Source organism: Euzebya pacifica (genome assembly GCF_003344865.1).
Classification (GTDB): domain Bacteria; phylum Actinomycetota; class Nitriliruptoria; order Euzebyales; family Euzebyaceae; genus Euzebya; species Euzebya pacifica.
This window is the reverse complement of the sequence record NZ_CP031165.1, coordinates 2070512-2093286: the sequence shown is the minus strand read 5'-3', so window position 1 is coordinate 2093286 and position 22775 is coordinate 2070512. Positions and strand designations below refer to the sequence as shown.

Annotated in this window: 20 protein-coding genes and 1 riboswitch; of the genes, 4 read left to right on the top strand and 16 right to left on the bottom strand. The window is 68.8% G+C overall.

Annotation, left to right across the window (positions count from 1 at the left end; translation table 11 throughout):
* Positions 1-20 precede the first annotated feature (20 nt).
* The 14 genes from DVS28_RS08700 to ruvX all read right to left on the bottom strand — a co-directional run bounded on the left by DVS28_RS08700 (position 21) and on the right by ruvX (position 14921).
* Complete coding sequence (locus DVS28_RS08700; protein WP_108665591.1) at positions 21-242, bottom strand: helix-turn-helix domain-containing protein; 222 nt, start codon at positions 240-242, stop codon at positions 21-23.
* A 367-nt stretch (positions 243-609) separates the two neighbouring features.
* Entirely contained in the window at positions 610-996 is a 387-nt protein-coding gene (locus DVS28_RS08695; protein ID WP_114591110.1) for a type IV pilin protein, read from the bottom strand.
* Between the two features lie 154 nt (positions 997-1150).
* The gene (locus tag DVS28_RS29940) at positions 1151-1597 is read right to left on the bottom strand and encodes a type IV pilin protein (RefSeq protein WP_114591109.1); all 447 of its coding nucleotides are present in this window, start codon (positions 1595-1597) and stop codon (positions 1151-1153) included.
* Between the two features lie 83 nt (positions 1598-1680).
* A riboswitch (cyclic di-GMP riboswitch) is annotated at positions 1681-1776 on the bottom strand.
* A 172-nt stretch (positions 1777-1948) separates the two neighbouring features.
* Positions 1949-3535, bottom strand: a complete 1587-nt coding sequence (locus DVS28_RS08685; RefSeq protein ID WP_114591108.1) for a hypothetical protein — start codon at positions 3533-3535, stop codon at positions 1949-1951.
* A 10-nt stretch (positions 3536-3545) separates the two neighbouring features.
* Positions 3546-4205, bottom strand: a complete 660-nt coding sequence (locus DVS28_RS28295) for a PulJ/GspJ family protein (protein ID WP_164710219.1) — start codon at positions 4203-4205, stop codon at positions 3546-3548.
* Positions 4202-5473, bottom strand: coding sequence for a type IV pilus modification PilV family protein (locus DVS28_RS08675; RefSeq protein ID WP_114591107.1), 1272 nt, complete (start codon positions 5471-5473; stop codon positions 4202-4204). The genes DVS28_RS28295 and DVS28_RS08675 overlap by 4 nt, the downstream gene beginning before the upstream one ends.
* A gap of 9 nt (positions 5474-5482) precedes the next feature.
* On the bottom strand, positions 5483-6706 hold the full coding sequence (locus tag DVS28_RS08670; RefSeq protein WP_114591106.1) for a type II secretion system F family protein: 1224 nt from the start codon (positions 6704-6706) through the stop codon (positions 5483-5485).
* A gap of 3 nt (positions 6707-6709) precedes the next feature.
* Positions 6710-8518 carry a PilT/PilU family type 4a pilus ATPase gene (locus DVS28_RS29935; protein WP_216826490.1) on the bottom strand — a complete coding sequence of 603 codons (1809 nt, stop codon included), beginning with the start codon at positions 8516-8518 and terminating at the stop codon, positions 6710-6712.
* A gap of 314 nt (positions 8519-8832) precedes the next feature.
* Positions 8833-10521, bottom strand: coding sequence for a GspE/PulE family protein (locus DVS28_RS08660; RefSeq protein WP_114591105.1), 1689 nt, complete (start codon positions 10519-10521; stop codon positions 8833-8835).
* 59 nt (positions 10522-10580) lie between these two features.
* Positions 10581-11150, bottom strand: a complete 570-nt coding sequence (locus DVS28_RS08655; RefSeq protein ID WP_114591104.1) for a GTP-binding protein — start codon at positions 11148-11150, stop codon at positions 10581-10583.
* A gap of 13 nt (positions 11151-11163) precedes the next feature.
* Positions 11164-12393 (bottom strand): DUF4388 domain-containing protein, encoded by a 1230-nt coding sequence (locus DVS28_RS08650; protein WP_164710213.1) that lies wholly within the window; start codon positions 12391-12393, stop codon positions 11164-11166.
* 199 nt (positions 12394-12592) lie between these two features.
* Positions 12593-13420 carry a shikimate dehydrogenase family protein gene (locus DVS28_RS08645; protein ID WP_164710211.1) on the bottom strand — a complete coding sequence of 276 codons (828 nt, stop codon included), beginning with the start codon at positions 13418-13420 and terminating at the stop codon, positions 12593-12595.
* Positions 13410-14450, bottom strand: coding sequence for an endolytic transglycosylase MltG (gene mltG / locus DVS28_RS08640; protein ID WP_114591101.1), 1041 nt, complete (start codon positions 14448-14450; stop codon positions 13410-13412). The genes DVS28_RS08645 and mltG overlap by 11 nt, the downstream gene beginning before the upstream one ends.
* A 54-nt stretch (positions 14451-14504) precedes the next feature.
* A complete protein-coding gene (ruvX, locus tag DVS28_RS08635; RefSeq protein ID WP_114591100.1) occupies positions 14505-14921 on the bottom strand; it encodes a Holliday junction resolvase RuvX in 417 nt (138 codons plus the stop codon).
* 182 nt (positions 14922-15103) lie between these two features.
* Here ruvX and DVS28_RS28290 point away from each other — a divergent pair, with 182 nt between their 5' ends.
* The gene (locus DVS28_RS28290; RefSeq protein ID WP_164710209.1) at positions 15104-16042 is read left to right on the top strand and encodes an ACT domain-containing protein; all 939 of its coding nucleotides are present in this window, start codon (positions 15104-15106) and stop codon (positions 16040-16042) included.
* Here DVS28_RS28290 and alaS read toward each other — a convergent pair.
* Complete coding sequence (alaS, locus tag DVS28_RS08625; RefSeq protein ID WP_114591098.1) at positions 15999-18683, bottom strand: alanine--tRNA ligase; 2685 nt, start codon at positions 18681-18683, stop codon at positions 15999-16001. The two genes, DVS28_RS28290 and alaS, sit on opposite strands and share 44 nt — an antisense overlap.
* A 105-nt stretch (positions 18684-18788) precedes the next feature.
* On the opposite strand from alaS, the gene DVS28_RS08620 reads away from it, so the two are divergent.
* The 3 genes from DVS28_RS08620 (at position 18789) to DVS28_RS08610 (ending at position 22139) form a co-directional block, all read left to right on the top strand.
* Complete coding sequence (locus tag DVS28_RS08620; protein WP_114591097.1) at positions 18789-20324, top strand: glycoside hydrolase family 3 protein; 1536 nt, start codon at positions 18789-18791, stop codon at positions 20322-20324.
* A gap of 76 nt (positions 20325-20400) precedes the next feature.
* Positions 20401-21582, top strand: coding sequence for a PucR family transcriptional regulator (locus tag DVS28_RS08615; protein WP_164710206.1), 1182 nt, complete (start codon positions 20401-20403; stop codon positions 21580-21582).
* Positions 21579-22139 (top strand): NUDIX hydrolase, encoded by a 561-nt coding sequence (locus DVS28_RS08610; RefSeq protein ID WP_216826489.1) that lies wholly within the window; start codon positions 21579-21581, stop codon positions 22137-22139. The genes DVS28_RS08615 and DVS28_RS08610 overlap by 4 nt, the downstream gene beginning before the upstream one ends.
* On the opposite strand, the gene DVS28_RS08605 is transcribed toward DVS28_RS08610, so the two are convergent.
* A complete protein-coding gene (locus DVS28_RS08605) occupies positions 22136-22771 on the bottom strand; it encodes a PIN domain-containing protein (RefSeq protein ID WP_114591094.1) in 636 nt (211 codons plus the stop codon). The genes DVS28_RS08610 and DVS28_RS08605 overlap by 4 nt on opposite strands.
* Positions 22772-22775: the final 4 nt, after the last annotated feature.

The window sequence follows — 22775 nt, the reverse complement described above, 5'->3', positions numbered from 1 at the left end:
GGGAAGTTCGGCCTCGTCCGCTACTTGGTTTCGTCCGCGGTGCGCGCCTCGCGCGCCACCGCCTCGAACGATGCGTCGATGTAGTCCGAGAGCTCGCGCCCGCGGATGCGGTAGTTCTTGCCGACGCGGATCGCCGGTAGGTCTCCGGCCTTGATCAGCCGGTAGACGGTCATGTTGCTCACGCGCATGTGGTCAGCTACCTCAGCGACCGTCCAGAGACGGTCCTTGTCAATCGGTGCCATGGGGTACTCCTCCGAGGTCCCGCTGGGACCTCCCCTTCCTTTGTTCAGTTGTCGGCGGGCTTCGGGATCTGCCGTCCGTTCGCCTGCCGTGTGGCCCGTGTCTCAGCTCTGCCAAGCCGTTGACACGAGCACCCATGGTGCACAGCATCCACAGTGCTCGTCAAGAGCAACTCCAGTTAACACCAGCAACATGAGCAACACCAGTAACGTCGCCAAGCCACAAGCTCCAGGCCCGTCACACGGGACGCCCGTCGGCCGGCCCGATTCGATGACGGACCGTGTGCACTTGCGGACTTGCCTTTCGACAAGCGAAACACCCGTCCGGAGAAGCTCCAGACGGGCGTGGAAGGTTTGGCGCAACTCGGCGTCAGCAGACATCACCATCCGCCTGTCCGCCCCCGTCAGAGTCCCAGCTGAACACCACGATGCCACCGTCAATCCGGTTGTGGACGGCAGTCATACAGAAAACTTGGCTCCCCGCAGCTCCAGGCTCCACGATCGTCAGGACGACGTCTGGAGACGTTATGAAGACAATGTCAGCTGCAGTGGGATAGGCCCCGTGCTCCCTGTAGCTCAGCTCCATCTGGTTGGCCGCAGTGCGTAGGTCAGCTTGGGCTTGAGCTTCGAAGGCACCTCGGCGCTGGCCGAGAAAGATCGGGACCGCGATCGCAACGAGAACGCCCATGATGACGACGACGACGAGCAACTCGATCAGTGTGTATGCATCGTCGGCGGTGGAATGATCGGATGACATAGTGCTCTGGCCTCATTGGATCGAACCGGGGCGGTCAGGGGCGGCGCGTTCCGATCAGCAGGGCGCGCTGGCACGTCGCCGTGGGCGACAGACGCCCCGCCAAAACCGGGACCGCGGCCCCTTCCACACGGAAGGGGCCGCGGTCGACTGTGGACTAGTTGCAGGCGGTCGTGGTCAGGCCGCCGCCGTTGGAGTCGTAGTAGAAGGTCTCGCCGGCGAGGTTCTCGTGGGTCCCGACGACGCAGAAGGTCGCTCCAGCGCCAGCAGCAGCAGTGGTGGACGGCGTAACGACCACAAGGGCTGTGCCATCGGACTTGGTGTAGGTCTCAGCGGCCGCCGTAGCGCCGGTGATGGCGACAGTAGTGTCGGTGACAGCACCGCCCGCAGACACCGTGCCGTACTCGTCGTACTGGCTGTAGTAGGTCTCGAGGTTGGTGGCCAGGTTGCGCATGTCGGACTCAACGGTCGAGCGCCAGGCGCCCTCGCGCTGGTTGAGGAAGGTCGGGATGGCAATCGCGGCCAGGATGCCGATGATGATGACGACGACGAGCAGCTCGATGAGCGTGAAGCCCTCTTCGTCCTTGCGGAGGCGGTCGAACATTGGTGCGTTTCCTTTGGTTTCGTGGGGGATGCTCCCACGGGCACATTTCACTCTCGGTCCCTTGTGCCCAGGTGTCCTGGTCACGAGGCAGCCCGGCGGTCCCGTACGTGATTGCGATGATGTGGGTGGGATCCGTGGCTTTGCGTCCCGGCCTCGCGGCCGGTTTGCCTTTTCTCGTACCCGCGGTTTGCGCTTGCAACTTCTGTATCGGTCAGGGCTGTTGACCACTTGAGCCGAATGGCGAGAATTTCGTCCGGTCTCCGCAACAACTGTTGGGACACCCCGAACACACCCGCGACCGCCCGTCGAGGACGGGCGGTCGCGGGTGTGTTGGCCAGGAAATGCCTGTTGTCAGGTACACGTTCCACTCGGGCACTCGCTGTACACCGCGACCTCCCACTGGCCCTCCACAGGGTCGATGAAGTGGGGGGGCGACTGATAGAGGAAACGCTGGTCGTACACGTAGTCCTTGAAGTAGCCGGTGCTCCCGTTCACCAGGCCCACCGGTCCACGGAACACCTGGGCGATCGCACCGTTGACGCTGATGTCGCCGAGCGGGATGCCCTGGTTCCAGTTCGGGACCAGGAAGGATCCCGTGACGCTCAGGATGGCTGCGTCGATCTGGGGGTTGTAGAAGTACTGCGACGGGTGGTTGGGGCCAGCACGGCGCTGGCTGCCGCCACTGGAGACCGGGTGGTAGATCTGCACCAGGTTCTGGGCGACGAGGCCGATGATGTCGTCGGAGTTGGCAGACCGGTCGGCCCTCGTGATGTGCCAGATGATCGCGAGGTTGTTCTCCGATGCGACCGTCACGCGGCCATTCACCGTGCCTTCGACGAATGCGTCGCCAGCGCGGCAGTCATAGGTGATGTGGTCCTGCCGTGCGTTGTCGTAGGGGTACCCCAACCCATTGCCGCCACCACAGCCGGACACCGACTGGGACGCCGGCACGTTCTGGACGTAGACGACACCGTTGGTGGGCAGGTTCACCCGCTGGCGGCCGCCGGGCCACGACCCACAACCGCTACCGGAGCTCTGCGTCTGCGGACTCGTGACCCACATCTGCGTGCCGACAAACTCGATTTCGGTCGGACCGGTGTACAGGCAACCCTCACCGCCGATCGTGTGGTCGGCCTCGCGACGGATCGACTGGTTGCTGGGCGGCATCGTCAGGCGGTCAGCTCGCCGCGGGTACCCCGGTTGGAAGACGGCACCGTCGTAGCTGTTGACGCTGTACAGGTTCCCGGGAGAAGACCCGGTGGCGGGGCCGCGGAACTCGGGGCGGCCGTAGACCACGAACCGGTCGTTGGTGTGGAACGGGCCGTTCACGACGTCACCGGTTGCCCAGTTGATCTGGATGCATCGCGAATCGCGTGCAGGGCTGTCGTAGACGTGACGTCGGCAGACGACCTCAGCCTGTGCTTGGGTGAGCCCGTTGTAGGGATACACCAGCGGGCTGAGCGTCTCGTACTCGGTGAAGTAGAGGTAGTTGAGGAAGTTCTGCCGACGCAGCTGTGTCAGGACCGTTCGGGTCTCGCCCCTTACTTGACCCGTGCTGGTCAAGTAGATGTTCCCGGTGGTCGGCAGGGACGTTGCGTCGACGTTGTAGGTGAACTGGGCTTCGCTCGTGCCTGGCACGTCCACGAACTGGGAGAACGCGAGGTTGCCGTCCGGTGGGGTACCGGCGTCCGGCCACTGCCAGTAGTCCTGGTTGCGGTTGAGGCGGTACAGGTAGTCGTCGATCCCGGCGTCCGCCGCGGCCAACGCGGCCTGTCGGTTCCGGTCGTCGGATGACTGGCGGGTCTCGCGGATCGTGACCGCCGTGACGGTGCTGACGAGGATCGCGAGGATTGACGCCATGCCGATGGTGAGCACCAGCGCGTAGCCCTCCTCATCATGCAGACGAGATGGCCACAGGGCCTTGAGCAACGTTCGCATCAACGGCTCCTCATGTGAGGTTGCGCAGCTCGATACGGCTGCTGATGGTGACTGGGGTGGTCCGGGGATTGTCGTCCGCATCCAGCGACATCTCGACTCGCATCGACTCCACGGAGTCCAGCTGCGCGCTGTTCAGCCAGCCGCCCGAGATCGTCATCGAGGACGCGCCCGGATCGTTTCGGTCGTAGTAGGTGAAGATGCTCCGGCTGGTCAGCCCACGAGCGATGACTCGCTCCGTGCGGTTGGCGGTGGAGTAGGTCCAGTCCGGACCGCTTCCGCTCGGGGTCGTGACGCGCTCGATGAGTTCGTTCTGGTTGTTGACGAACAGCACGACCTCGTTCGGGGGGTTGCGAGGGTTGAGTCCGTGCTGGGAGTAGAAGCCCAACCCCCAGTCCGTGCCGGCGTAGATGGCGGGCGGCTGGTTCACCGCGGAGGAGGACGGATGGACCGCCGACCGCAACAGGCTGAGCACCCGACTCTCGGCAGTCCTCACTGCGGCGCTGGATGCGGCGGTGTTCTCCACCGACTCGGTGGTGCGAAGGGTCACGATCATCGTGGACGTCACAACAGTGCCGACGATCGCCAGGATGCTGATGCCGACGAGCAGCTCGATGAGGCTGAAGCCGTCCTCGTCGCGCTGGCGGCTGAGGAGGGAACGGAGCACGCTCATGGCGCCACATCCGTCACTGCGCCGATCAGACTGTGCACGAAGGTTGTCTGTTCGCTCTCCGAGCCCACGGTCATGCGCCAGGTGCCGTAGGGCATCAGGACGATGAGCTGGCCGTTGCCGGGCATCGTCCCGAAGTCGAGGGTTTCTGTGCAGGAGGCGGCGGCGTCGTCCATGAAGGCGGTGACCGGGCTGCCCGGACTGCCAAGCACTCGGACGACGTGCATCGCGAGGTCCGTGTCGGACCGGTCCCCGGGGTCGACGGCAACAACAGGCGCGTTGGGGGCGCCGTTGGCCACTGGCGCGGCTGCGGGGCACAGCCCTGCATACAGGCCGTACCCGGCGTCGAAGGGGAACAGCCCCTCGATCTCGCGCGGGTGTCCGGTGCCGGGGAACTCCTTGCGCTGATCGGTGCCGAGGTAGGTGTTGGTCACGGTGTAGCCCTGATCCGCTGCAACGAGTGGGGCGGCGGGACTGCTGACCGCCGGCACCGGGGTCACGTCGATGGAGGCGGCCTCGTCGTAGACGAACTCCAGGGGTGACGTCGTCGATGCGGTCACGGTCGTGGTCTGCTCCGACAGCTGGTTGCCCTCCAGGTCCACGTAGCCGCTGTCGTCCAGCGACACGTCGTACTGACCGGGGGCGACGTTGACGAAGTACGCACATCCCTGCGACGTGGTGCGCTGCGACCCGAAGCCAGATGCGGGTGACTGGGCGTCATGCCGCACCGTACGGAAGGGGGCACCGACCGCGTCACGGTCGAGGACGGTCACAGCGATCTGTCCCTTGTCGGGGTCGAGGTCGCCCACGTTGGGGGTGATGATGGAGGAGGTCCTCGCAGGGCCGCCAGCGGCACGCGGCCAGGTGACGGCGATGTCGGCGACGACGTAGTCGAGATCGGATCCCGGAGTGCTGGAGGCGTTGCAGGAGGTGCCGCCACCGTTCTCCACATCCACGTAGTCCAGGTCGATGGTGACGTCGTAGGTGACCCCGTCGACGACCACCGCGTCCGTCGTCCGTCCGATCACCAGGCTGGTGAACGGCAAGGACTGCAGGGCGCTGAGCTGTTCGACGGCGATGTTTGTCCCGACGCTGCGGTCACGACTGTCGCGCGTCGCAGCCGAGGAAGAGATAAGCGCGCTGGCGGTTCCAGTCAAGACGATGGCAAGAACCGAGACCGCGACGATCACCTCGACGAGGGACACACCATCGTCGTTGTGCTGATTGTGACTGCGTTCTCGAAGGCGCGACAGGAGAGGATGAAACAGCATGGTGACGACCTACGCGATCAAGTTGAAGATCTCGAACATCGGCATGTACAGCGCGATGACCATGCCACCGACCACGGCACCGAGCACGGCGATCATCAGCGGCTCGAGCAGGGCCGTCAGGCTCTCGGTGGTCGCCTCGACCTCTTGGTCGTAGAACTCGCTGATCTTCTCCAGCATCTCGTCGATGGCACCGGTCTCCTCGCCGACGGCGATCATCTGGACCGTCATGGGTGGGAAGATCTCGTGGCTGGACAACGGCGTGTGCATCGACTCGCCCTCCTTCACCGCGTTGACCACGTCGTGGATGGCGTTGGCCATCACGCCGTTGTCGACGGTGTCGGAGGAGATCTCCAGCGCCTGGAGGATCGGCACACCGGCCTTGAGCAACGAGCCCAGGTTCCGGGTGAAGCGGCTTAGCGCGACCTTGTGGAACAGCGGACCGAATACGGGAGCCTTCAGCTTGAACTTGTCGAGCGCGAACCGGACCTTCGGTACCTTGCGTGCTTTCTTGAAACCCTGCCAGCTCAGGAACGGCACGAAGGCCACGACGTACCAGAACTTCGTGAGGATCTGGGAGCCGAGCATCAGGACCTGAGTCGGCAACGGCAGCTCGCCACCGAGCTGCTCGAACATGCCGGCGAACGTCGGCACGATGAAGATCAGCATGGCCGCCGTGAGGAAGAAGGCCATGATCAGCACGACGACCGGGTAGGTCATCGCGGACTTGATCTTGCGGCGCAGCGCCAGGTCGGATTCAAGGGTGTCCGCGACACGTAGGAGGACCGAATCGAGCAGACCTGCGGTCTCGCCCGCGCGGACCATGGCGATGAACAGCTTGGGGAACACGTCGTGCTCGGCCATCGCCGCCGACAAAGGTCGGCCCTGCTCGACATCGGAACGGATCTTGCCGATGATCTCCGCGAGCTTTGCGTTCTCCGTCTGCGCGGCCAGGATGTTGAGGGCCCGGATCAGCGACAGGCCAGAGTTGATCATCGTGGCGAACTGCCGCGCGAAGATCGACAGGTCGGCAAGGCCGACCTTTTCCCCCAATCCGGGGATCTTGATCTCCTTCTTGCCCAGCGATTCCTTGTGCTCGCTGACGGAGACCGGGGCGTACCCGAGCTCACGAAGCTTGTCCGAGACCGCCTTCTGCGTCGGGGCGGTCATCTGCCCCGTCTTGGTCTTCCCGTTCTTGTCGCGAACGGTGTAGTCGAACGTCAGCGTGTCAGCCATCGTCTAGGCCCTCCCGCAGAGGCGGTTGAAGTCCGGCACGCTCGCGCAGCGCTCGAGCGCGTGGTTGTAGGTGATGATCCCCTTGTTGACCAGGTCAGCGAGCGACTGGTCCATGGCGACCATGCCGTGCTGCTTGCCGGCCTGGATCGAGGAGTACATCTGGTGGGTCTTGCCCTCGCGGATCAGGTTCCGGATGGCGGAAGTGGCGACCATGATCTCCACGGCCACCGCACGTCCCTGCCCGTCGGAGCGCTTCAGCAGCTGCTGGGTGACCACGCCGTTCAGCGCGGTGGCCAGCATCACGCGGACCTGCTCCTGCTGGTGCGGTGGGAACACGTCGATCACACGGTCGACGGTCTGCGGCGCGTCCTGGGTGTGCAGCGTGCCGAACACGAGGTGGCCGGTCTCCGCTGCGGTGATGGCGAGCTGGATGGTCTCCAGGTCACGCATCTCACCGACGAGGATGACGTCGGGGTCCTGGCGCAGCACATGCTTCAGCGCCTGGGCGAAGCTGTGCGTGTCGGTCCCCAGCTCGCGCTGGTTCACCACCGACTTCTTGTGGCTGTGGAGGAACTCGATCGGGTCCTCCACGGTCATGATGTGCGACGCTCGCTCGCGGTTGATGATGTCGATGATGCTTGCGAGCGTCGTGGACTTGCCCGAGCCGGTCGGCCCGGTGACCAGCACCAGGCCACGCGGCATGAACGCGAAGTTGGAGACCTGCGCGGGGACACCGAGGTCCTCCAGCGGCTTGATCTCGAACGGGATCATTCGCATGACCGAGCCGATGGACTCGCGCTGCTGGAAGACGTTGACGCGGAACCGGCCCTGCCCGGGGAGGGTGTAGGACATGTCCAGCTCGAGCTCGTTCTCGAACGCCTCGCGCTGCTTCTGCGTCATGATCGAGTACAGGGCGTTGCGCAGCATGTCCGGCTCACACACGGGATAGCCGGCAAGGTGCTCGAGCTCGCCGTGCACGCGGACGGCCGGTGGGATGCCGGCGGTCAGGTGAAGGTCGGAGCCGCCGCGGGAGATCAGCTCCGTCAGCGCGGCGTCGAGGTCGAGGACCAGCTCCTCCTCGTACGCCAGGCGGGGGCCCTCTTCAGCGGGGGCGCTTGCGTCCAGCAGGTCAGCGGGGCTCAGCCCGGCGTAGGTGCCGTCGGCGCTGCCGTTGCCGTTGGCGTGCCCGTTGGTGCTGCCACCGATCGGTCCGCCACCGTTGAAGTCGCCGTGGCCGTTTGGAGCCTCGACCGCGGGCGCCTGTCCGGTGGCGTGGCGACCGTTGGCCGGACCGGGGGTTGCCGGCGCCCCGTTGGCGGGTCCCTCACGGAACAGACCGCCGGGTGAGGAGACCGGCGCTGCGGCCGCTCCCACCGCCGCATCGGAGGCGTCGGCCAGGTGTTCGATCGCGCCGAGCAGCGTGTCGCGCACGGCCAGGGCGGCGTGAGCCTCCAGGCCGGTGATGGCGGTCACGCGGGCGAGGGCGGCGGTGTTGGCGGGGTCGGCCAGCGCGACGAGGACGGAGTTGCCCTCCCCGAACTGGACGGGCAGGGCCAGCATCTCCCGCGCGATGTCGCGCGGCATCAGGCCGGCGGCCATCGGGTCGACGAAGCCGGGGCTCGCGTCGACGAAGGGCATGCCGATCGTCGTCGCGACGGCCTCGACGATCTGGGACTCCGAGACCATCTGCATCTGGACGAGGGCCTTGCCGAGCGACATGCCGTGCTCGACCTGCGCCCGTTCGGCGGTCGCGAGGGACTCAGGTGTCAGCAAACCCTGCTGCACCAGTACCTGTCCGAGACCTTGACTCATGGTTGCTCCCCTGGGCGGGTGTCCGCCCCCGTGGTTCACGGACCGGCAGTTGCTCCCGGTCCTCTCCCCTCCTCATCGGCCCGCCAGGCACCCGACTTGAACAATCTGGACCACCGGGTCCGCGGCGTCTCGGGCCCGCCCCGCCGGCCCCGCGGACGGATTCGACTCCATCAAGGACGCCTCGGCTGTGAACTGGAGGCGATTCCGTCAGCACGGAGGGCGCTGACCTGCGCCTATCACCGTGCGTACGCGACAGCCGGAGGCGATTCCATCCGGCCGCGGAGTCGATTCCATCCGGTCGGGCAGAACGCCGGTCAGACGATGACGCGGCCGATTTCCTCGAGCGTCGTGTGGCCCTTGAGGACCTTGGAGAGGCCGTCCTCGCGGAGGGTGCGCATGCCGTTGGCGCGGGCGGCCTCGGCGATCTCGTCGGTCGAGGCCTTGGTGACGATCAGCCGCTCGATGTCCTCGTTGATGCGCATGATCTCGTGGACGGCCAGGCGACCGCGGTAGCCGGTGCCGCCGCAGTGGGTGCAGCCGACGGCGCGGTGCAGCGGGGGGAACCGATCGAGGTCGTCCTCGGTGACGGGCAGGCCGGCGGTGTGGAGCTCCTCGACGGTCGGCCGGTACTCCTCCTTGCACTTGCCGCACAGCCGCCGGGCCAGGCGCTGGGCCAGCACGCAGTCCGCCGCCGACGCGACGATGAACGGGTCGACGCCCATCTCGGTCAGCCGCGTGACGGCCGACGGAGCGTCGTTGGTGTGCAGGGTCGACAGCACGAGGTGACCGGTCAGCGCGGCCTCGAGGCCGATCTGTGCGGTCTCCTGGTCACGCATCTCACCGACCAGCACGACGTCGGGGTCCTGGCGAAGGATCGACCGGAGCGCCGCGCCGAACGTCAGCCCGGCCTTCTTGTTGGTCTGCACCTGGCTGATGCCCGGCAGCCGGTACTCCACCGGGTCCTCGACGGTCACGATGTTGATCTCCGGCTTGGAGATCTTGTTCAGCGTGGCGTACAGCGATGTCGACTTGCCGGAACCCGTCGGGCCCGTCACGAGGATCAGCCCGTACGGCTTGGTGAAGGACTCCGAGTAGATCTTGTAGTTGTGCTCGGTGAAGCCCAGGTCGGAGAGGTCCAGCAGGATCGAGGACTTGTCCAGGATGCGCATCACGACCTTCTCCCCGTAGACCGTGGGAAGGGTCGAGACACGCAGGTCGATCTTCTTGCCGGCGGCCTTCACCGAGATGCGGCCGTCCTGGGGGATGCGACGCTCGGCGATGTCGAGGTCGGCCATGATTTTCAGCCGCGACACCACCCCGGCGTGGATCCGCTTGGACTGCGTCGTGATCTCGTGCAGCACACCGTCGATGCGGTAGCGCACGCGGACCTCGGTCTCCTGCGGCTCGATGTGGATGTCCGACGCCCGGTCCCCCACCGCCTGGCTGATCAGCGCGTTGACGAACTTGACGATCGGCGCGTCGTCGATGGCGTCGGCCGCCTCGACGCCGTCGAGGTCGTCCTCGTCGCTCAGCATCATCTCGCCGGCGAGGTCGTCGACGGAGTCGCCGCCCAGCGACCCGTACTTGTCCAGCGCCGCCATGATGTCGCCGCGGGTGGCGACGACCGGCTGCACGTCCTTGTCGCAGACCGTCCGGATGTCGTCCAGGGCGATCACGTTGGACGGGTCGCTCATGGCGACCTTGAGCTTGCCCTGCTCGTCGAACCCGAACGGGAAGACGCAGTACCGCCGCGCCATGTGGTCGGGCAGCATCGTGGCCGCCACGTGGTCGACGTCCTGATCAGCGAGCTCGACGAACTCCAGGCCCAGGTGCTTGGCCAGCGCCGCGACCAGCCCGGCCTCGGTGAACAGGCCCATCTCGATCAGCACTCGGCCGAGGGATCGGCCGGACCGTTCCTGCTCCTCGCGTGCGCGAGTCAGGTCCTCCGAGGAGATCAAGCCCTCCTCCAAGAGCACATCCGAGAGCTGACGTGTGGCGTGCAACGGCGTCTTTCTTGCGGGATGTCCCGCGGTCGTGGGGCTCGGCGACGGGGCAGCCCACCCTACCCAGCGTGAGCCTGTTCGACGTCCTCGTCATGGACTCCATCGGCATCTTCGGTCGCGGCGTGAAGGAGCTGGAGGAGAAGCTGCTTGGAGGAGGCCCGCTGCCGGACGTCGACGGCGCAGACCCGCACGTGGTCGGGGATGCGCAGGACGTGGCGGGCACGACGAATCGACCGTTCGGCGTTGGCCGGCGCGACCTTGTTGACGGCCACGACGTAGGGCACGTTGGCGCGTTCGCGAAACCAGTTGAGGACCCCGACCGCTTCGGGCAACGAATCGGCCCGCGAATCGTCGACCAGCACGATGAAGCCGACCATGCCGTCCTTGACGACATCCCACATGAAGTCGAATCGGTCACGCGTCGGTGTGCCGAACAGGTGCAGCGACAACCCGTCACCGACCGTCAGCCGACCGAAGTCCATGGCGATGGTGTCGGGGGCGTCGCCGCTGCCGGTGACCGAGCGTTCCTGGGTCAGGACGTTGATCTCCGACAGACTGCGGACGAGGGTGGTCTTCCCGGCGCCGTAGGCACCGGTCACAACGACCTTGACGGAGCTGGTCGCTGTCACTTCGTCAGCGCTGTCAGGCACCCTTGACCCCGTCGATCAGCCGGGCAAGCAGATCGGCGTTGACGTTGTTGTCACGGGCCAGCGGACGCGGTTCGTCGGTCGGCTCCTCCGCGGAGGGGGCAGGCCCGATGCCGAGCGCCGCAAGCTCACGGGCACGCCGGTCCTCGGCTGCCGATGCGGAGGAGGAAGGGGCAGGCGCAGGGGACTTGGGCTCCTCGGGCGGCTCGCCGAGCAGGTCGTCGACGTCGACGCCGTTGTGCGCGGTGTGCTCGGCTTCGTCGGGTTCGACGTCGAACGCCACCTCGACGGCACCCGGCGGCGCAACGTCGAGCAGGTCTGCGGGGCTCGGACGATCGTCCTGCGCCCTCTCGGCGGGATCGACGTCCTCGGCGTCGGCCGACGCCGCATCGCTTGCAGCCGGGGCACCCGGGGGTGGCGTCGGTGGGACGGGACGGCTGGACAGGGAACGAGGCGTCGCCCCGAGCAGCTGCTCCTCGGCGGTGACGAGGATCCGACGGCGGTGCTGGGAGGCGGTTTCGCCGGTCGGATCGTCCAGGACCCTGACGAGCCCGACGCCGATCAGCTCCGAGATCATGCGCGACACGGTGAAGGTGCCCTGGCCGGTCAGCTCGATGACCTCCGCGACGGGCCGCAACCCGTCGACGAGGGTCAGGACCTCCCAGTGGGAGGCCTGGACGGAGATGCCCTCGGCCCCACCGGAGGGCCGGCTGACCACGTCGAGCACCGCATCGTCGGCGGGGACGTTGGCGGCGAAGCCCTCCCACTCCGACAGGCGCTGCTGGACGGTACCGAGGACGTCGGCGGCGGAGGTGACGGCGATGACATCGCCCACGGCCTGGTTGTCGAAGGCGAACGTGCCGTCGGACCAGCGGCTGAGGTCGAAGACGGCGTCGGTGATCTGGTCGACGAGGATGCTGCGGACCCGGTCGGACCCCAGGCCCAGCACGTCCAGGGCGTCCTGCAGTCGCTGGGAGTCGCCATCGGCCTGGGCGGCGACGATCTCGCGGGCCTGCGCCTCGGAGGCCTCCCCACCGTGGAGCAACCGGGCCGCGAGCGGCGAGCGGGTCACATCGGCGACGGCGTTGCACAACCCGCCCTGCGCGATCCAGACCCGCCCCTTGACCGCGGCGGTCTCGAGGTTGAGCACACCGGTCTTGCGGGTGGTGGACAGGAGGGTGAAGACGTCGGCGAGGCCGAACTCGTTCAGCGAGCCTGCGAGCACGTGGTCCCCCTTCGGCGGTCGGTCATGGTGAAAATCCCGGGTCGATCGGTCACGGCCAGGGCCGGAACGGCCGGCGCGAGGCCTGTGTCGTCTTGCATCGGCAGCACCTGCCCGGTACTTGAGGGACGGGTACGACCGCAGGCCGGAGCCGGCCACCGACGTTGCTGGATCCGCCTCGTCGAGGGTCCGAGGGTGACCCTCAGCGAGGCAGCGCAGCAGCCATCGCGCCGGCGGGCGGCGGGGTCCCGAACCAGCGGGCGAACGCCGCCTCGGCCTGGCCGACGAGCATGCCGACCCCGTCCACGGCGCGTCCGCCGGCCTCGACCGCGGAGGTGAGGAAGGGCGAGAGGGTGCCGTAGTTGAGGTCCAGCGCCACACGCCCCGGACCGAGGCCCATGAACGGGTCGGGCAAGGCCTCGCCGTGGCGCCCCAGTGGTGTGGCGTTGATGACGACCCGGGCGTCGGCGTCTGACGGGTCGGCACCGCCTGCCTGCAGCGCCAGGTCGGCGATCGCGCGACCGGCCTGGGGACGGCGGGCATGCACGGTGGTGGCCGCGCCGAGCCGTCCACAGGCGACGGCGGCGGCACGCGCGGCCCCGCCGGAGCCGACGATGGTCACGGGGTCGCCGGGCTGCAGCCCACAGTCGTCGGCGAGGACTCCCCGCAGGCCTGCCGCGTCGGTGTTGTCGGCCACCAACCGCTCCCCCTCCCAGAACAACGTGTTGGCCGCCCCGATGAAGCGGGCCTCCTCCGTGGCGTCGTCGGCGGCCTGCAGCGCGGCGTGCTTGTGGGGGATGGTGACGTTGGCACCCAGGAACCCGAGGGTGCGCAGGCCGGTGATGGCGGCGTCGATGTCCTCGGGGGGCACGTCGACGGCGAGGTAGACCGCGTCGTGGCCGGCTGCCGCGATCGCCGCGGAGTGCAGGGCCGGCGACAACGAGTGGCCGACGGGGTGCCCCAGGACGACCAGCAGCCGGGTGGCGGCCGTCGTCGCGGGCGGGTTGCTACCGGCCGGGTCAGCCGCCACGGATCTCCGCGATGGCCTGCTCGTGCTGGGCCGCGGTCTCGGTGAAGCGGTGGGCACCGGTCGCCGGGTCCTCCACGACGTAGAAGAAGAAGCCGGTGTCAGCGGGGTTCGCGGCGGCCTCCAGCGACGAGCGGCCCACGCCGGAGATCGGGGTCGGCGGCAGGCCCTCGTGCAGGTAGGTCGACCAAGGGGTGTCGAACTGGTAGTCGGCGGTCAGCAGCCGGTCGGGCCGTTCACCGGTGGCCACCTCGATGCCGTAGACGACGGTGGCGTCGATCTGCAGCAGCATCGGCCGCTCCAGCCGGTTGTGGATGACGGAGGAGATGATCGGCCGTTCCTCCTCCAACCGGGCTTCGCGTTCGACGAGCGAGCCGAGGACCAGGGTGTCGTAGGTCGACAGGGAGTTGCGCTCGGCGAACCCGACCTCGCTCATCACCGAGTCGGTCTGCTGGACGAGGCGGGTGAGGAGGTCCGCCGGGGTCGTGTCGACGGTGAACTCGTAGGTCTCGGGGAACAGCAGGCCCTCGAACGCCTCGGCCCCTTCCGGGAGGTCCCGCTGCGGCACCCAGGCGGGAAGCGCGACGAGGGTCATCGCCTCGCGGAGCGTCTCGACGGTGTGGGGGCTGCCCTCCGCCGAGGCGATCGTCTCCAGCGTCTGGTCGACCGTCAGCCCCTCGGGGATGGTCACGCGGAAGGTGTCGGGTCCGGGCGGCCCGGCGACGAGGATGTCGAGGATCTGCTCGGTGGACAGCGACGGGTCCAGCTCGTAGGTCCCGGGCTTGATCTGCCCGGCGCGGCCGTCCAGCGTCGCGGCGGCCGTGAAGGCGCTGGAGGACCGGATGATGCCGTTCTCCTCCAGCAGGGCAGCGACGTCACGCGCTCCGCTGCCCTCCTCGACGGTGACGGTGACCGGCCCCTCGGCGAGCACGGCGTCGGAGGCGCCGCCGCTGTTCCACTCGTTGAACAGGTAGTAGCCGGCCCCGACGAGGAGGAGCAGGAAGACGAGGAAGATCTTGGAGGAGGTCGTCATGAGGTGTGGGCGTCTCGTGAGGTCGTGGGCTGCTTGTCCAGGGCATCCACCCGCTCAGCGGGTGGCGTCGAGCCAGGCCTGCAGGAGGAGACTTGCGGCTACCTGGTCCTTCACGGCCTTCCCGCTGCGGGCGTTCCGACCGGAGGATCGCAGAGCCCGGTCGGCCTGCACGCTGGTCAGCCGTTCATCGTGCAGGTGGACCTCCAGCCCGAGGGCTGTCAGCTCGTCGGCCAGGGCCCGGGCCATCCGCGTGGAGTCAGTGTCACGTCCGGCCAGCGATCGTGGCAAACCCACGACCACCGCCACGCAGCCGAGTGTCTCGTGGGCGTCCTTCACCCGCCTCGCAGCCCCCTTGCCGCCGGCGACGGTGTCGTGGGGAGTGGCGAGCAACCGGTCGGGGTCCGACACGGCCAACCCCACCCGCTTGGTGCCGGGGTCGACCCCGAGCACCCGTCCTGGACGGGCCGACATCTCAGCCGTCCCCTCGAACGGGGGCGTCGCGGTGCGTGGTGGTGGGTGGCATCGGTCGCCGATCGTAAGCGACGTCCGACGCGGTGCACGACGGTCGTGGTCGGGGCGGCGACACGAGGACGTAACGCGGGGGACACGACAACACCGTCAACCCGTGGCTTGGACCGGTCGAGGGGGCGGGCATGGTTACCGACACCTCCCGCCACCAGACGGTGTCCGCCAGGATCGCCGACGGTGTGGCCGCCCGGGTCCTGGTCGACTACGACGGGGCCGCTCCCCCGTACGAGCTGCTCGAGGCGCTCCGCCGGCAGGGGTGGCTGCCCCTGCGCCACCTCGCCCCGCCGGCCGCGGCCATCGACTGGTCCCGGCCAGACCCCTCCCAGCGCTCCGGCTACGCCATCCGGCCCTACCCCGTCCGCACCCAGGGGACCTTCGAGGGCACCGATGCCCAACGCGCGCTGGCGATCCGCCGGGCCCAGGCGACGATCGACGACCTCGTCGGGCCAGGCGCCGGTGGCCGTCGACGCCTCGGGATCACCGTGACCGCCCCGGTCGCGGCGTTGGCACGGCCGATCGTCGCCGCCCACTGCACGATCCTGGACGAGTGGGCGCACCGGTCACCACGCCAGGCGTCCTACCGGGGACAGGTCGCCGCCGCCGAGAAGGCGGTCCACACCTTCCTCGTGCAGGTGTCGGCCCGCCTGGAGGTCGAGCTCCTCGGCGCCCTCGCCCACTGGGAACCCGAGGTGGCCGACGCCGCCACGGTCCGCCGGCCGCCCCCACCGGTACGGGACAACAGGCCAGCAGGTCCGCCGGTCATGGTGCAGGTGGAGGTCCGGGCGCAGCTGCGCGACGAGGTCGTCCGGCACCTCGACACCATGGCCGAGGTGCAGTCCGCCTCAACGACCGGCCGGACCATCCGGGCGTCCTACCGCGGTGTCCGGTCCGAGCAGCGCCACGAGATGACCACCCTCGTGGTGGCCGTTCCCGCGACGATCGACCTGGCCGAGCTCGAACGCGACCTCACCGGGCTGGGCGCCAACGCCGTCCGCCGGACCGCGCCGACCCCCGCCCCGGTCAGTCCCGCAGTCGGTCCCGCGCCTCGTCGGCGGACGTGGTGACGGCCGCAACGATCTTGGTGCCGTCCTTGCCGCCGGCCTGGGCGACGTCACCCTTGCCGCCCGCACCGCCGCCGACGACCTTTGCGCCGGGCCGCAGGATGTCGGCGGCGTTGTGGCCGGCCTCGACCAGGTCGGATGACACCGCGGCCAGCATCTGGGCCTTGCCGTCCTCCTTGGCCGTCCCGAGGATCACCACGCCGTGGCGGATCCGGTTGCGGAGATCGAGGGCCAGCTGACGCAGGGCGTCGTGGTCGGCCCCCTGCACCACGCCGGTGACGATGCGGTGGTCACCGATGACCTCGGCCCGCTCCAGCAGCGCGTCGGCCTGGCCGAGCACCGCGTCGGCACGAGCCTTGGCCAGCGCCTTCTCGGCATCGCGGACCCGGCCGAGCAGGTCCTCGACGCGTCCGGGCACCTCGGCGGAGGGCACCTTCAGCATGCGGGCGACCTGGTCGGCGATCAGCCGTTCCTTGGACAGGTGGGTGAACGCGTCCGGCCCGGTCAGCGCCTCGATGCGCCGCACGTTGTTGGCGATCGACCCCTCGTTGATGACGGTGAACAGCCCGACCTCGGAGGTGTGGCCGACGTGGGTGCCGCCGCACAGCTCCATGGAGTAGTCGTCGATGGTGACCACGCGCACGCTGTCGCCGTACTTCTCGCCGAACAGGGCGGTGGCACCACGCTTGCGTGCCTCCTCCTGGCTCATCTCCCGGACCATGACGGTCGGGTCGGCGGCGATCCGCAGGTTGACCAGCTCCTCCAGCTCGGTCAGCTGCCCACGGGTGATGGCCTCGAAGTGGGGGAAGTCGAAGCGGAAGTGGCCCTGGTCGATGGCCGACCCGGCCTGCGCGGCGTGGTCGCCGACCATCTCCTTGATGGTGGCGTGGAGGATGTGGGTGGCGGTGTGACCACGGGCGATGGAGGCGCGACGGGCGCGGTCGATCGTGGCGTGCACGTCGTTGTCGACGCCGACCTCGCCGGCCACGACCCGCCCACGGTGGACGATCAAGCCCTCGGTGGGCGAGACGGTGTCGAGCACCTCGATGCGGCCGAGGTCGGAGGTGATCAGGCCGTGGTCGCCCAGCTGCCCGCCGCCCTCGGCGTAGAAGGGGGTGCGCTTGAGGACGACCTCGACCTCCTCGCCCTCCTCGGCCCGCTGGACCAGGTCACCGTCGGCGATGAGGGCCGCGATCCACGAGTCACCCTCGAAGTGGTCGTAGCCGGTGAAGTCCACGCCCTCCACGGCACCGGCGGCACGCTTGTACACGTCGGTGGCGGCGGCGTCGCGTCCGGACTTGGTGGCGGCGCGGGCGCGGTGGCGCTGGGCCTCCATGTGCTCGGCGAAGGCGTCGCGGTCGAGGGTCAGCCCCTGCTCCTCGGCGATCTCGATGGTCAGGTCGACCGGGAAGCCATAGGTGTCGTGCAGCGTGAAGGCGGTCTCGGCGTCCAGCGTGGTGTCGCCGCGTTCCTTGGTGGCGTCCATCGCGTCGCCCAGCTTCACGAGGCCGGTGCTCAGCGTCTTGCTGAACGTGTCCTCCTCGGCCTGGGCGATCTTGGTGATCAGCTGCGCCTGGGTCTTCAGGTCCGGCCAGGCCGGGGACATGGTGTCGATGACCTGCTCCATCATCGGCGTCATGATCGAGGCGTCGGTGCCGAGCTTGCGGGCGGAGTTGACCGCCCGGCGCACCAGTCGGCGCAGCACGTAGCCGCGGCCCTCGTTGGAGGGCAGGACCCCGTCGGAGATGAGGAAGGCCGTGGCGCGGGCGTGCTCGGCGATGACGCGGATCCACGTGTCGGACTCCGGGGAGCCCTCGCCGAACCGGCCGGTGTAGCCGACGCCGGTCAGGTCCACGGCCAGGTCGACCATGGGCTTGAACTCGTCGGTGTCGAAGACCGTCGGGACGTCCTGCAGCAGCATCGCGACACGCTCGAGGCCAGAGCCCGTGTCGATCGAGGGCGCGGGAAGCGGGCCGACGATGGCGTCGGATCCCTTCATCTCGGGGTTGCCGGTGCCGTCGGTCTCGAACTGCATGAGCACCAGGTTCCAGAACTCCAGGAACCGTGACTCGTCGACGATCGGGCCGCCCTCGGCGCCGTGCTCGGGCCCGCGGTCGTAGAAGATCTCGGTGCACGGACCGCACGGGCCGGAGCCGCCGGTGGACCAGAAGTTGTCCTTGGCGTCACGCCGCTGGATGCGCTGTTCGGGAATGCCCGTCTCGTCGCGCCAGAAGCCGAAGGCCTCGTCGTCGTCTTCGTAGACGGTGGCCCAGATGCGCTCGGGGTCGAAGCCGAGGCCGCCCTTGTCCGCCGGCGTCGTCGACAGCTCCCACGCCCAGGCGATCGCCTCGCGCTTGAAGTAGTCGCCGAAGCTGAAGTTGCCCAGCATCTCGAAGAAGGTGAGGTGACGGGTCGTGCGTCCGACGTTCTCGATGTCGTTGGTCCGCGCGACCTTCTGCACCGACGTGACCCGCTTGTGCTCCGGCGTCGCCTCGCCCAGGAAGTAGGGCTTGAACGGCACCATCCCGGCGACCGTCAGCAGCAGCGTCGGGTCCTGCGGGATCAGCGACGCGCTGGGCCGGACGCGGTGGTCACGCGCCTTGAAGAACTCGAGGAAGTTGGTGCGGATCTGTTGGGAACGCATCGGGGGAACCTGACGGGGTCGGTTGGGACGTGCAGCGCCCGGACACCCATTCCGAGGAGATGTCGCCTCCGGCGTCCGGCGCGGCGGCCCACGATACTGGCCCGCATGCCGATGCTCCCGCGTCACCGCCCGCGTCCGTTCGTCGCCCTCGCCGCAGGGCTGCTGCTGGCCATGGTCCTGGCCGCCTGCTCCTCCCCCGGGTCGGACTCCCTGGTCGACGGATCCGCCGACGGGGCGGACGACGAACTGGTGGCCGTCGGCACCGAGGCGTGGGATTCCGAGGCGCCGACAACCGGCGACCCGGCCGATGACATCGTCGCCCCCGACGCCGCCGGCACACCCACCACCGGTGCCACGCAGGACCCCACCGGCGCGGGTGCCGTCGACCCGGGCGCCGCCGGCACCCCCGGCAGCACGGCGCCCGCGTCGGGCGACAGCAGCGCGCCGCTGGACCCCCGTGCCGGCATCGACGCGATCGTGGCCGCCATGACGGTGGAGCAGAAGGTCGGCCAGCTGTTCACCGTGACCGTCATCGGCAACGACGCCACCGATCCGTCGCCGGCCGCCCGGACCGCCAACAGCCAGCTGTTCGGCGTGGCGACGCCCGCGGAGGTCGTCGCCGCCTACCACCTGGGTGGCGTCGCCTACTTCGACCACGACCTGGGTGAGGGAACCTCCAACGTCGACGACGTCCTGCAGGTCGCCGCGTTCTCCGCCGGGTTGCAGCAGGCCGCCGCCGACGACACCGGCATCGGCCTGCTGATCGGCGCGGACCAGGAGGGCGGCAACGTCGTCCGGCTGCGGGCACCGGCGACGGTCTTCCCGTCCGCCAGGGCGATCGGCAACACCGGCGACCTGGAGCTGGCCCGGCAGGTCGGCATGGTCACCGGCACCGAGGCGCGGGCGCTGGGCGTCAACTGGGTCTACGCCCCCGTCGCGGACGTCAACGTCAACCCCGACAACCCCGTCATCGGCGACCGGGCGTTCGCGGTCGAGACGTCGCGGACCAGCCAGTTCGTCGCCGCGACCGCGGAGGGGCTGGCAGAGGCAGGGGTGCTGCCGACCCTCAAGCACTTCCCCGGCCACGGCGACACGGCCGTGGACAGCCACTCCTCCCTGCCCACCATCGACCACGACATCGAGACCCTCCGCGCCGTCGACCTGCCCCCGTTCCAGCTGGCGGCCCAGGACCCGACCCGTACCTCGGTGATGGTCGGCCACCTGGCGGTACCGGCCGTCGACGCCGAGGGGCTGCCGGCCACGATCTCCTCGGCGGTGATGAACCTGCTGCGCGGCGACGTGGGCTTCGACGGGCTGGTCGTCACCGATGCGATGAACATGGGCGCGCTCAGCGGGTTCGGCGACGCGGGCAGCCTTGCGGTGCAGGCCATCGCCGCCGGCATCGACGTGGTGCTGATGCCGACCGACCTGCCGGCTGCCCAGCGAGCCGTGCTGGCGGCGGTCGCCGACGGGACCATCCCCGAGGGCCGGCTGGACGTGTCGGTCCGCCGGGTCCTGGAGGCCAAGCAGGTGCTCGGTGTGCTCGACGCCAGCACCATCGCCACGCCGTCGATCGACGTCGTCGGCAGCGCTGCCCACCAGGACGTCCGCGACCGCGTCCGCGCCGCCTGCAGCTGCTGAGGTCCGTGCCGGGCGGGCCGTCGCCGCTGCGCTACCCGACCGTCACCGTCCGGTCGGAGGAGTAGGCTGCCGGCCAGTGCCGCAGCTGTCCCTTCCCGACCGAGTCGAGCGGCGAGTGGACGGACTAGCCCGCGCCATGGTCGCGGAGTTCGTGTCCAGCATCGCCGTCTATCGCACGCTGCCGCCCGAGCAGCTGCAGGGCGAGATACACGGCATCTGCGTCACCAACCTGCGGTCGTTGTTCACCTGCCTGCGCGAAGGTCGACCACCCGCGGAGGACGAGCTGTCGGCCATCCGCGCCAGCGCCGCCCGGCGGGCCGAGGAACGGGTGCCGCTGGAGGCGGTGCTGGACGCCTACATGACGGGGGCGAGGATCGGCTGGGGCGCCCTCCGCGACGAGGCGCGACCCGAGGAGACCGACGAGCTGACCGGCCACGTCGGGACGGTGCTGGACTACCTGCGTGCCGTCACGGCGGCGGTCACATCGGCTTGGGTGGAGGAGCAGCAGGCCATCGTCGGGGAGGAACGCGACGCCCGACGTGCCCTCACCGAGGCGCTGCTGACCGGTGATGAGCCCTCCTCCGGGCTGGTGGAACGGGCAGGGGTCCGGCCCGCCGACCGGTATCGCGCCGTGGCGTTCCGGTTCGACCTGTCCGCCGACGAACGCGACATGGGCGTGTCGGCGACCGTGGCCGGCCGTCGCAAGGTCCGGCGGGTCGTCCAGGCCCTCGAGGACCTCGTCGGCGGTCCTGTGCTGACGCTGCTGGACGCCAACGGTGGTGCCGCCGCGCTACCCGTCGCCGACGTCGCTGACCTGCGGGACGTGGTGGAGGGTGCTGCCCGAGCCGAGGTGTGGATCGCCCACTCCGACCTCGTGCGGTTGCCCGCATTGCCGGCCGCGTGGGACGAGGCCCGTGAGGTTCGTCGCCTGATCACGATGCTCGGTCGCCTGCCGGGCACCTACACCATCGACGACGTCATCCTCGAGTTCACGATCACGAGCGACCCGGCGGCGATGGCCCGGCTGAACCGCCTGCTGGCGCCGATCGCCGAACGCGACGACCTGATCGACACCCTCGAGGCCTGGTTCGATGCTGACTTCGACCGGCGGATGACCGCACGTGACCTGTCGGTGCATCCCAACACCGTGGACTACCGGCTGCGGAGGATCTCCGAGCTGCTCGGCCACGACGTCGCGTCGGCCTTCGGGATGCAGCTGCTCGGTGCGGCGCTGCTGGCTCGGCGGCTGGCCCCGTGACCCGGCCGCCGGTGCCCGACGTCGCAACCCTGTCCGAACGCATCCTGTTGCACCAGCCGAAGGCCGCAACCCAGGCCTGGGCCGCGACCGCGCTGGTGCTGGGCGAGGGGCCGGTGGGCCCGTCGGTGCTGATGATCCGTCGCCTGTCCCGTGACGGCGACCCGTGGTCGGGTGACATGGCGCTGCCCGGCGGAAAGGTCGACCAAACCGACAGCTCTGTGGAGGCCGCCGCCGCCCGGGAGACCGCCGAAGAAGTCGGAGTGCACGTCGGTACCCCGTTGAATCGGCTGGACGACCTGGAGTCCAACCGGTTCACCAGCCGGATCGCCACCGCCGTGTTCACCGTCGACGGCACCCCGCGGCTGACCCCCGAACCGGGCGAGGTCGCCGAGGCCGTGTGGTTGCCGGTGGCCGACCTGGCCGACCCCACGTCGCGGACGTGGCACCGCTACGGCGGAATCGTCCCGTTCCGGTCGATCACGGTGGGCGACTACATGATCTGGGGCCTCACCCACCGGATCCTGACCCACTTCTTCTCGGTGACGGGACTGGACTAGCCCTCGTCCTCGCGTGGGTCGAACCGCAGGCGGTCGAGTTCCACCATGTGCAAAAGGGACTCGTATTCCTCTATGCCCATGGCCGCTCCGAGGACGACAGACCCGAGCGGTGCTCTCTCAGAGAGCCTCACGAGGTATCGATCGATGGTCATGGGTGGGTTGCGGAGCGGCTGGATCTGCCGCTCGACCACCACCCGCATATAGGGCCCGAACAGGGTGCTCAAGTACACGATCGCCTCATCGGCGTCGAGCACGAGTAGGTCGGCGTCAGCGGGAAGGGACGCGAGTGGGAAGTCCTTGGTGTTGTTCGTGACCAACAGATCGCACTCGTCGTGCAGAGCCGCTCCGAGGACGTGACGATCATCCGGATCCGGAAGTTCCAGCGCGTCGCTCCGCGACCCGTGGCCCGCTACCGACGCTCCCGGGAAGGCAGTCTGCAATGCACCCAACAACCGGTCGGCGGACTCCTGGCGCACGCCCATCCGGTCGACGAGCGCCCGGCGAGTCTCCTGCAGGATCTCATCGCTCCACCGGAGATCCACCAGGCCTTGCTCGCACATCCGGCAGAACAGATCCCGGACCTGCGCGTCCACCAAGACGTTGGCGTCCAGCAGCAGACGCAGTCGTCGCACGACG